This window comes from Microcystis sp. M44BS1, assembly GCF_020244875.1.
GTDB classification, from domain to species: domain Bacteria; phylum Cyanobacteriota; class Cyanobacteriia; order Cyanobacteriales; family Microcystaceae; genus Microcystis; species Microcystis panniformis.
The window spans coordinates 1-8,648 of sequence record NZ_JADBVM010000229.1 but is presented as its reverse complement, the minus strand read 5'-3'; the positions used below and the strand labels follow the sequence as shown (position 1 = coordinate 8,648).

At 42.2% G+C, this 8,648-nt stretch carries 14 protein-coding genes; 5 read left to right on the top strand and 9 right to left on the bottom strand.

Annotation, left to right across the window (positions count from 1 at the left end; translation table 11 throughout):
* Nucleotides 1-73: 73 nt before the first annotated feature.
* The 3 genes from gshB to IM515_RS17780 all read right to left on the bottom strand — a co-directional run bounded on the left by gshB (nt 74) and on the right by IM515_RS17780 (nt 1,980).
* Complete coding sequence (gene gshB / locus IM515_RS17790; RefSeq protein WP_287627604.1) at nt 74-1,048, bottom strand: glutathione synthase; 975 nt, start codon at nt 1,046-1,048, stop codon at nt 74-76.
* Between the two features lie 15 nt (nt 1,049-1,063).
* Complete coding sequence (gene grxC / locus IM515_RS17785; RefSeq protein ID WP_193961473.1) at nt 1,064-1,324, bottom strand: glutaredoxin 3; 261 nt, start codon at nt 1,322-1,324, stop codon at nt 1,064-1,066.
* Nucleotides 1,325-1,386: 62 nt separating this feature from the next.
* A complete protein-coding gene (locus IM515_RS17780; protein ID WP_002766816.1) occupies nt 1,387-1,980 on the bottom strand; it encodes a hypothetical protein in 594 nt (197 codons plus the stop codon).
* Between the two features lie 86 nt (nt 1,981-2,066).
* On the opposite strand from IM515_RS17780, the gene IM515_RS17775 reads away from it, so the two are divergent.
* Nucleotides 2,067-2,507 carry a hypothetical protein gene (locus IM515_RS17775; RefSeq protein ID WP_002741759.1) on the top strand — a complete coding sequence of 147 codons (441 nt, stop codon included), beginning with the start codon at nt 2,067-2,069 and terminating at the stop codon, nt 2,505-2,507.
* Here the strand turns inward: IM515_RS17775 and IM515_RS17770 are convergent.
* Nucleotides 2,504-2,791 (bottom strand): YggT family protein, encoded by a 288-nt coding sequence (locus tag IM515_RS17770; RefSeq protein ID WP_002763635.1) that lies wholly within the window; start codon nt 2,789-2,791, stop codon nt 2,504-2,506. The genes IM515_RS17775 and IM515_RS17770 overlap by 4 nt on opposite strands.
* Nucleotides 2,792-3,108: 317 nt before the next feature.
* Between IM515_RS17770 and rplI the strand changes: the two genes are divergently transcribed.
* The 4 genes from rplI to IM515_RS17750 all read left to right on the top strand — a co-directional run bounded on the left by rplI (nt 3,109) and on the right by IM515_RS17750 (nt 5,766).
* Nucleotides 3,109-3,567, top strand: coding sequence for a 50S ribosomal protein L9 (gene rplI / locus IM515_RS17765; protein WP_287627605.1), 459 nt, complete (start codon nt 3,109-3,111; stop codon nt 3,565-3,567).
* Nucleotides 3,568-3,666: 99 nt separating this feature from the next.
* The gene (locus IM515_RS17760; RefSeq protein ID WP_002766818.1) at nt 3,667-4,251 is read left to right on the top strand and encodes a chromophore lyase CpcT/CpeT; all 585 of its coding nucleotides are present in this window, start codon (nt 3,667-3,669) and stop codon (nt 4,249-4,251) included.
* Nucleotides 4,252-4,273: 22 nt separating this feature from the next.
* Entirely contained in the window at nt 4,274-5,062 is a 789-nt protein-coding gene (gene xth / locus IM515_RS17755; protein ID WP_287627606.1) for an exodeoxyribonuclease III, read from the top strand.
* A gap of 149 nt (nt 5,063-5,211) precedes the next feature.
* Nucleotides 5,212-5,766 (top strand): hypothetical protein, encoded by a 555-nt coding sequence (locus IM515_RS17750; protein ID WP_287627607.1) that lies wholly within the window; start codon nt 5,212-5,214, stop codon nt 5,764-5,766.
* Here IM515_RS17750 and IM515_RS17745 read toward each other — a convergent pair whose 3' ends face one another.
* The 5 genes from IM515_RS17745 to IM515_RS17725 all read right to left on the bottom strand — a co-directional run bounded on the left by IM515_RS17745 (nt 5,767) and on the right by IM515_RS17725 (nt 8,205).
* Nucleotides 5,767-6,084 carry a hypothetical protein gene (locus IM515_RS17745; protein WP_271970736.1) on the bottom strand — a complete coding sequence of 106 codons (318 nt, stop codon included), beginning with the start codon at nt 6,082-6,084 and terminating at the stop codon, nt 5,767-5,769.
* Nucleotides 6,085-6,206: 122 nt separating this feature from the next.
* On the bottom strand, nt 6,207-7,097 hold the full coding sequence (gene crtR / locus IM515_RS17740; RefSeq protein WP_287627610.1) for a beta-carotene hydroxylase: 891 nt from the start codon (nt 7,095-7,097) through the stop codon (nt 6,207-6,209).
* 163 nt (nt 7,098-7,260) lie between these two features.
* A complete protein-coding gene (locus tag IM515_RS17735) occupies nt 7,261-7,638 on the bottom strand; it encodes a helix-turn-helix domain-containing protein (protein WP_287627611.1) in 378 nt (125 codons plus the stop codon).
* Between the two features lie 17 nt (nt 7,639-7,655).
* The gene (locus IM515_RS17730) at nt 7,656-7,994 is read right to left on the bottom strand and encodes a PIN domain-containing protein (protein ID WP_287627612.1); all 339 of its coding nucleotides are present in this window, start codon (nt 7,992-7,994) and stop codon (nt 7,656-7,658) included.
* Nucleotides 7,984-8,205 carry a hypothetical protein gene (locus tag IM515_RS17725; RefSeq protein WP_287627613.1) on the bottom strand — a complete coding sequence of 74 codons (222 nt, stop codon included), beginning with the start codon at nt 8,203-8,205 and terminating at the stop codon, nt 7,984-7,986. Before IM515_RS17725 ends, IM515_RS17730 begins: the two co-directional genes overlap by 11 nt.
* Between the last annotated feature and the right edge of the window lie 443 nt (nt 8,206-8,648).

The following is an 8,648-nucleotide window of genomic DNA, read 5'->3' as shown; positions in this document are numbered from 1 at the left end:
CCCCATTCCCCCATCTCCCCATTCCCCCATCTCCCCATTCCCCCATCTCCCCATTCCCCCATTTCCCTAATCCCTAATCTCTGCTGCCCAAATGATTTTCTAGCCATTTAATTACCTGTTGACCTAAGCTAACATTGTTTAATCGATCGATCTCGCGAATGCCGGTAGGACTGGTGACATTAACTTCCGTGAGATAGCCACCAATCACATCTAATCCGACAAAATATAGGCCATCTTCTCGTAATTTTGGGGCTAAAGTGGCACAGATTTCTAATTCTTGATCGGTGATTTCTGTTTTTGCCACTCGTCCACCCACCGCCATATTACCGCGAAATTCCGAACCGGTGGGAATGCGATTAACTGCCCCGATGGGTTCACCATTGAGGACAATAATGCGTTTATCTCCTTCTTTGGCAGCTGGTAAATAATCTTGGATCATTACCGGTTCTTGTCCCCATTTTGTGCTAATTTCAATCATTGAATTGAGATTGCGATCTTCGGGACTAAGAAATAAAATTCCCTCCCCTGCTTTGCCCCCCAAAGGTTTCATAACTGCCGCCCCTTTTTGGTTGACAAATTCCCTAATCGTTGCTTTATCTTGGGAAACAATTGTAGCGGGCATTACCTGAGCAAAGTGAATAGTGTATAACTTTTCGTTGGCATGGCGTAAACCCCTAGTTGAGTTAATTACTTGGGTTTTTTGGGGGTCGATCAGGTCTAATAAATAGGTGGCATAAAGATAGGCAATCGTCACGGGTGGGTCTTTTCGCATCCAGACAAAATCGAAGTTTTCTAGGCAGGTAAAAACTGTCTCTTGTCTTTGATACCATTGAGATACAGCCACCCAATGATTATCTTTTAACTCCACGGGAACCAGTTCAATTTTAGTTAGTTTTGCCCAAGCTTTTCCCGCAATCGCACTGAGATCCGTGATGGAAGTCATCCAGACTTCATGGCCTAATAATTGGGACGCTTCCATGATAGCTACACTGGTATCATGGCCCGGATCTAAATACTCGATCGGATCGATAATAAAGGCTAGTTTCATTAATAGTTTTTATCCTTAATTCTGCAACAGGGGATCTAAACCACCACTTCTATCTAAAGCATAGATGTCATCGCAGCCCCCGATGTGTTGATCATTTATAAAAATTTGTGGTACACTTGTACGACCATTGGCTCGATCGGACATTTTGGCTCGCGCTCCTTCATCACCATTGATACAATATTCGGTAAACTCCACCCCTTTTTTCTTGAGTAATGCTTTAGCGCGGATACAGAAAGGACAGGAACTCCAAGTATAGATCTCTACTTTAGCGGCCATAAAATTTATCTGTTTTCTTTACAGTTCTTAATTTTAGCCGATAACCGAGCAGTGATCTTCCTTCAGGTCAGAAAACGCCAATTAGGGCGATTCCACTGATATATTCCTTGTATTTGCCATTCTTCACCGTTTTGAAAGCGAATACGGCAACTAACAGGGGGGGAATCATCCTCACTTTCATTTACTTCTATTACCTCACAGGGAAACCAGTCGCAACTATCGGCAGCGTCTGCGGGAATCCATTCCCATAATCCATTAGACACCTCGATCGTATCTCCCACCTGTAATTTTTCTCTGGTTAACCTTAATTTTTGTAAATATTCTTGCCAATGAATCGGTTTTATGCTGTTCAACCAAGCCAAGCCATACTGATCGCGGATAAATTGTACCGCACCGGAAGGGCGATCGTTAAGCCAATCATTGAGGAGGGAACTTTTCCAAGCTAAATTTTCCCGTTCTTGTTTGAGGATAAATTCCAGTAAAATCTCCCTTTGCATAGATGTTAATTCGTCGAGGGGATTGCCATCAGCGAGGGAATTTTGCTCAAAAAACACCTCTAACAAAATTTCTTTTTGTTGTTGATTGAGAGGACATAATAAAGCCTCACACTGGAGAAAAGCCGCTTTGAGAGTGGTTTCAATCTCATCTCGATCCATGAGAGTCCTAAAAAAGCTGATTTCAAAGGGTGACGATCCACGATAATCTAAGTATTGGGGAAATCATACCGTAAAATCACTGATCTATGACACCACGCTCGCTCACCGTTTTACTGCTTTCTGTTCTCTTCTGGCTGTCTAGCTGGCTTATCATCCCTACTGCTCAAGCTTTGACCCCAATTCAACTATTAGATGTATCTTACAAAGACTGTCCCCCCGAATTAGCCGAGGGGAGTGTCACCAGTGGGGGAACCAGTTTTCCGGCTAATTGTTTTTTAATCACCGGCAAAGCTAAAAATAATTCTGGAAAAACCGTCTATGATGCCGATGTTTTTGGTCGGATTTACGATGCTAACGGGGAACCAGCTTTACAAAATCGTAGCCGAGTCGGGGCAATTCCCGAAGTGCCACCGGGGATTAGTGATTTCGAGATCAGAATTTCTGTTTCTACCAATCAACCAACCCCCCTGCGACTGGAAAAATTCAAAGCTTCCGGTTTTACCAGTAGTGTTGATCCCCGGATTTAGAAACTGCTGCTGACCAGACTGCTGGCCCCTGTGGCTACGACACTCTGAACGACGTTGAGCAGCAGGAACGCGAGAATCGGGGACAAGTCCATCCCGCCTAGGGGTGGGATAATCGAGCGAAAAAGGTTTAAATAGGGATCGGTAATCGGACTGAGAAAAGACATAATCTGATAGGCCCAACCAGCATTTTGGAACCAAGTCAGTAAAACCCTAACAATTAGGATTACCGAGTAAATTTGCAGGAAATTGTTGATTATCGTCAAAATAAACCCTATATCGCTCATAAATAAATATTCCCTCAAGAGGGCGTGATGGTTAGTTTAGCTTTGATCTTACCAAAAAAATCGTCTTAAGTTACTCTCGCCGTCCTATCTTAGTGGTTTTGACCAGCTATCGCTATTCCTTCTGGTTGACGGACACCGGGTAAGAAAACTGAATACAGCAGTTATCTTAATGGTGAGGTACGAAGTTTTCCTTTTGGGGAGACTCGGATTGTTCAAGTAGTTTTTCCATAGCTAACTGACGGTCCGGATGGGAGGACAGATAAAAACGATTGCATGGTATGATAAAGGTTTTGGAACTATTGTTTTAGGTCAAGATCATGGCGAAACGAATGCAGGTTATCCTCAATCAAAAAGTCAGCAAATTGGGTGAAAATGGCGATGTGGTGGAAGTGGCACCCGGTTATGCGCGCAATTACCTTATCCCCCAAGGGGTGGCCGTTTTAGCCACCAAGGGTGCGATTAAACAGGCAGAATTTAGGAAAGAAAAAGAGCGTCAACGTCTCCTTGCCGAAAAACAAGAAGCGGAAACCAGAAAAACTGCGATCGAAAAACTCAGTCCCTACACCATCCCTAAACAGGTGGGTGAAAACGAGGCCATTTTCGGTACTGTCACCAGTCAAGATGTGGCTACGGTTATTCTAGAAAATGCTAAATTAGAAATCGATCGCCGTGGTATTACCGTCCCCGATATCGGTCAATTGGGAGTCTATAAAGTACAAGTCAAACTCCATCCCGAAGTTAGTGCCGATATCGAAATTAAAGTAACTGCACAATAACAATTGTCGGGGCATAGTTATCAGTAATCAGTGAAAATTTATCAGAGCGATTAACTAGCTAATGGCTGCTAGCTAATAACCATTAAAATATCAACAATTATGACTCATTCCACGGATATAAAAACCCTAGCACGCTGGATGGCGGCGGATTTTAGTAATCAAGAACAAGCTTTTGCTAATCCGCCTTTTTTTGCCCATATTCGCGTGTGTATGCGTCCTTTACCCGATGAATTACTGAAAGGAACCAGTTTATTTTTAGAGCAGGCCTACGATTTTATGCTCAATACTCCCTATCGTTTGCGAGTATTTAAATTATCGGTAGTCGATGACCATATTGAACTAGAAAACTTTAAAGTTAAAGAGGAAGCTAACTTTTTTGGTGCTTCTAGAGAACCCCAACGTCTCAAAAATCTCAGCTTAGACCTATTAGAACCGATGCCGGGTTGTGATATGAATGTAACTTGGACAGGTAACAGTTTTAAAGGGGTGGTGAAACCGGGGAAACAATGTTTAATCTTTCGCAAAGATAGAATGACTTATTTGGATAATAGTTTTGAAATTAGTGAACAGGGATTAATTAGCGTTGATCGCGGTTTAGATCCCGAAACCGATCAATTAGTCTGGGGTTCGATCGCCGGTCCCTTTGAGTTTGTGCGTCGCAGTAGTTTTGCTGAGGAAGTGTGAGAAAAATTCTCGGTTTTTAGCTATGAAAATCGCCACATGGAATGTCAACTCGATTCGCAGCCGACAAGAGCAGGTAATTAACTGGTTACAACTCAATCCCGTTGAGGTTTTATGCTTGCAAGAAACTAAGGTAATCGATCGAGATTTTCCCAGAGAAGCTTTTGAATCTTTGGGTTATCATCTCTATATTTCTGGACAAAAAGCCTATAATGGTGTAGCGATTTTTAGCCAGAAACCCCTGGACGATATCACTGTGGGATTTAGTCCCATTATCGGCGAAAATTTAACGGGAGAACTAGACGAACAAAAACGGTTAATTACTGGAGTAATCGGCGATATTCGGATTATTAATCTCTACGTTCCTAATGGTTCTTCCCTAGATAGTGACAAGTATATTTATAAGCTTAAATGGTTAGAAACTCTTAGGAAATATCTAGATAAAATAATTAATTCTCAACCCAAAGAATTATGTATCTGTGGTGATTTTAATATTGCCTTAGAAGATAAAGATATTTATGATCCCAAGGGCAAAGAAAATCATATTATGTCTTCAGCTAAAGAAAGAGAAGCTTTAGAAAAGGTCTTAGAAATTGGTTTACAAGATGCCTTTAGAAAATTCACCTCGGCAGCAGGACATTATAGTTGGTGGGATTATCGCAGCGGTGGTTTTGCTCGTAACCGAGGTTGGCGAATTGATCATCTTTATTTAACTCCTCAGCTATACGAAAAAGCCGTTAATTGTCTGATCGATCAAGAACCCAGAAAACAAGAAAAACCTAGCGATCATACCCCTGTTATTCTGGAAATATAAGGCAAAAATAGCTAAAGGATCAACCTAGACTTGGCACAGCCAGAATTTTGCTCTCTTAGCTTCCCTAACCGGGGACTTTCACCTTGAGGATTTATTCGGTAACGAGAAAATGCTATGATTCGGGTTGAATTTACCAAGTTTATTAAATTATGCGTTCTCCCCAATTAATTGTTCTATTGCTCGGTTTATCCTTTCTCCCCAGCATCTCCCCCGCTTTTGTCCATGCTAGTCCCTCGATAGTGCCAGTGAAACAATCGAGTAATCGCGATGGGGGACAAAAAATCAGTGAAGCGGAAATTAAAGCAATGATTCAAGACATTGAAACCGCTATTAAAGATAAAAATATCGCCCTAATCCTCAAACACTATGCCCCGTTTATTTCCTCGCAATTGACCATTAAAACCGATGCTAGTACCGAAATTTTTGAGTTAGATGGCATCACGGAACATAAAATATTTTTAGAGGAATCCTACAAAAATATCAAAAGTATAGAGGTTCTTTCTGAGAATTGGGACGTGGATATTCTTGCTAATGACGAGACGGCGATTATCACTCGCGAGCGGGTAGTCAATATTACCAACACCGAGGGTGATAACTATATAGTGGCATCAGAAGCAGTGGCTAAAGTCGCTCCCATCGACGGCAAATTGAGGATATTTTCCATTCAAGAAACCGCCGAAGTGGGACGCAGACCAAAAAAATAATTAACTTCTCCGGTTGGGACTGGACCAACCCGACTCCCGCCGTCTTCGTCCCTCGATAAAACCGTCATCGTAGTCTCTGGAATTGCGCGGATTATCATAGCGGGCAAAGTTAAAACCGTCCTCTAGTCCGCGCTGAAATTCTTGCTCTGGTGGCACAAATCGATAACGTTGTCTATTATCCTGTACCACCCGGTTGATTAACAAGGCCCCCGCTCCAATACCCACGGCCTCACCAAAGGTTAAAGACCTAGCATAATTGATGTTAATTGTCAAGAAAGTTGTTGTTAAAATTAAGGCTTTTCCCCAATGTTGACCCATAAAATCCTCCTTCAAAAAATCAAGTTGACAACAAAACCAGTACAGATAGAGAGTTTCTCATAAAATCGACCACCGACTCCCTCAAATGAAAACTTTGTACCTCACCATTACGATAAATGAGATCAAGAAGTTTTAGAAGAATGGGAGTGAAAGCGAATACCGAGGAAGACATCGTAGAGAAAACTCCAGAAATTCTTACCTTGCAGTAAACCTAAAGACTGTTCACACTCTTTTGCGTCTAAAAGCGGTTTAGTGGCATAGTATGCCGGTTGGTATTTGTACCAGGGAATCGACGGCCAAAGATGATGCACGAGATGATAATTCTGCCCTAAAATCAGCAGATTTAACAGGGGACTGGGGTAAACGCGGGCATTTTTCCAACGATTGCGCTCTTGGAAAGGACGATGGGGAAGATAATCGAAAAATAAACCGAGGGCAATTCCCACCACTAAAGCAGGAACAAACCAAAAATTCATCACATAGCCAATAAAACCGAATTGACAGGCGACGATGACTATGGTAGCCACAAAAAGACGACTGAGGAACCATTCCAGCAGTTCGTATTTTCGCCAGAGTTGCCGCTTAAAAAAGAAGATTTCATGATAAAAAAATCTGGCCGCAATCATCCACAACGGTCCACCAGTGGAGACAAAATGATCCGGATCATTTTCGGGATCGTTAACGTGAGCGTGGTGCTGTAAATGGACTCTAGTGAAGACCGGAAAGGCAAAACCGAGCATTAAAGCACTGCCATGACCTAAAATAGCATTAAATACCCGATTGCTATGGGCAGAATTATGAGAGGCATCGTGGATAACTGTCCCCGATAAATGTAAAGCGAGGACATTAGCACTAAAACAAATCAAGTCCGGCCAGGACCATAGCCAATAGCCACAGGTAGATAGGGTTATTAGGCTCAAGGCACTAAAAAACATGGTAACGTTTGGGTTGAAGCCCCCCGGTGCTTTTAAATACTCTTTGGGGACTGTCAGCAACATCTTGGCCGACTGCATTATGGGTGTTGCTCCTTATTGTGTTCGCTTTACTGGCGTAAATTATCATACTACGCCTTTTTCATAAAGTTTTGTAACATTATCTTAATTAATCTAAAGCTATGAAGAAAGTAAGGATTTGTTATATGGTCTTCCCCCCTCAGTCCCCGAAGGAAAAGCGAGGCTACAAGAGAAAATCACGGGCGCTTAACGCCAGTTTCGCACTTAAACGATTAAAAAATTCGGCTAGAGACTCGGCTTGAGAAGGAGCGATCGCCTGTTTCCCCCCTATCACCGATTCTACTCTATCCCGATCGCCGAAAATATCGATAAGACACTCCCTATCGATATCGAATTCATGCAGTAAAGATTCTAACGTAGCGGTAGGATTTGTTCGGGCGATCGGATAATGTTTCTGCTCGTATTCTTCCACTAATAACACCAATAAATCAAATAATAGTCCTTCGTCATTGCTTAACTCCCGTGACATCATCCCTTCAATTATGCTTAAAAATCGCTCGTATTCTTGGGAGTTATTAATCGGTTTCGGTTGATACTGCAAGCGACCTTGAACCTCTACTAAATTTTTCCAGTTAGCCTTACTAGCGAAGTTATTATTAAACTATCAAAGTAACTATATTGATAGCGTTCCGCTAGATTCAATGCCATCTCTATCGTATTAACAGAAACGAGGACGATTGGGAATCCCTCGGAAAGCTCTTGTACAGCTTCTCGAATTTGCGAATAGCTTAGGGAAAATTTCCGTTTTAATACATTTATCGTTTCATTTAAAACCTGTGTACTAATCCAAGCCTCACCCGATCGAACACAATCAATCGCTCGCTGTCGTTTATCCGGCTCATCCTCAGAATACCCGTAAATTAAGACATTAGTATCGATAAAAACTTTATCGGGCATTAGCCTCGTCCCGATCGAATCTAAATCCCCGTGTATTTAAAGAAATCGCCTCGAACATCGTTTTTTCAGTTTTCTGGCCCGGATCGGGGACGATTTCCGAGTCATCCAAAACAATCACCCGTATCATCTTACCTTCCCATCGAGAAGAATATCGAGGGGGAACGCTCACCTGACCATCATAAATAACCGTCCTAAATTCGATCGCTTCCATACATAGCTCCAATTAAACCCTATCTCTACTTTAGCTCTAGAGTTAAGCGATCATAACTCGGACGTATTTTAGAGACTAGAATAAGGTTAAAAATCGCTTGCAGGGCTTACGGTGATGGAAGAAAAAGAAACAGGACTAAATGAACGGGAATTAGAGTAAATTCTGGAAATAGCGCGGGATGCGGCGGAAAAAGCCCGAACAATGGGCGAGGTAATTACAGAAAATTCAAAAAAATGGCGGGAGAGAGCAGCAAGAATCAATCGAACGGAATCGAGATAGCGATCGAGTATTTCTTCGATTATAGGACTCACCGTTCGCTTAAATTGAAGGGGTAAGGTGGGCAAAAAAGGTTAAAATCCTTGTGTAGTCAAGTGTTGGCCAACAAGGAGTCGAGCAATTACGTCACAAACACAGTCAGAACGAATAGATGATCTCCCTCTAAT

Excerpts from the sequence above, each read along its gene's own strand:
- gshB (WP_287627604.1), bottom strand. The coding sequence starts at position 1,048 with ATGAAACTAGCCTTTATTATCGATCCGATCGAGTATTTAGATCCGGGC.
- grxC (WP_193961473.1), bottom strand. The coding sequence starts at position 1,324 with ATGGCCGCTAAAGTAGAGATCTATACTTGGAGTTCCTGTCCTTTCTGT.
- IM515_RS17780 (WP_002766816.1), bottom strand. The coding sequence starts at position 1,980 with ATGGATCGAGATGAGATTGAAACCACTCTCAAAGCGGCTTTTCTCCAG.
- IM515_RS17775 (WP_002741759.1), top strand. The coding sequence starts at position 2,067 with ATGACACCACGCTCGCTCACCGTTTTACTGCTTTCTGTTCTCTTCTGG.
- IM515_RS17770 (WP_002763635.1), bottom strand. The coding sequence starts at position 2,791 with ATGAGCGATATAGGGTTTATTTTGACGATAATCAACAATTTCCTGCAA.
- rplI (WP_287627605.1), top strand. The coding sequence starts at position 3,109 with ATGGCGAAACGAATGCAGGTTATCCTCAATCAAAAAGTCAGCAAATTG.
- IM515_RS17760 (WP_002766818.1), top strand. The coding sequence starts at position 3,667 with ATGACTCATTCCACGGATATAAAAACCCTAGCACGCTGGATGGCGGCG.
- xth (WP_287627606.1), top strand. The coding sequence starts at position 4,274 with ATGAAAATCGCCACATGGAATGTCAACTCGATTCGCAGCCGACAAGAG.
- IM515_RS17750 (WP_287627607.1), top strand. The coding sequence starts at position 5,212 with ATGCGTTCTCCCCAATTAATTGTTCTATTGCTCGGTTTATCCTTTCTC.
- IM515_RS17745 (WP_271970736.1), bottom strand. The coding sequence starts at position 6,084 with ATGGGTCAACATTGGGGAAAAGCCTTAATTTTAACAACAACTTTCTTG.
- crtR (WP_287627610.1), bottom strand. The coding sequence starts at position 7,097 with ATGCAGTCGGCCAAGATGTTGCTGACAGTCCCCAAAGAGTATTTAAAA.
- IM515_RS17730 (WP_287627612.1), bottom strand. The coding sequence starts at position 7,994 with ATGCCCGATAAAGTTTTTATCGATACTAATGTCTTAATTTACGGGTAT.
- IM515_RS17725 (WP_287627613.1), bottom strand. The coding sequence starts at position 8,205 with ATGGAAGCGATCGAATTTAGGACGGTTATTTATGATGGTCAGGTGAGC.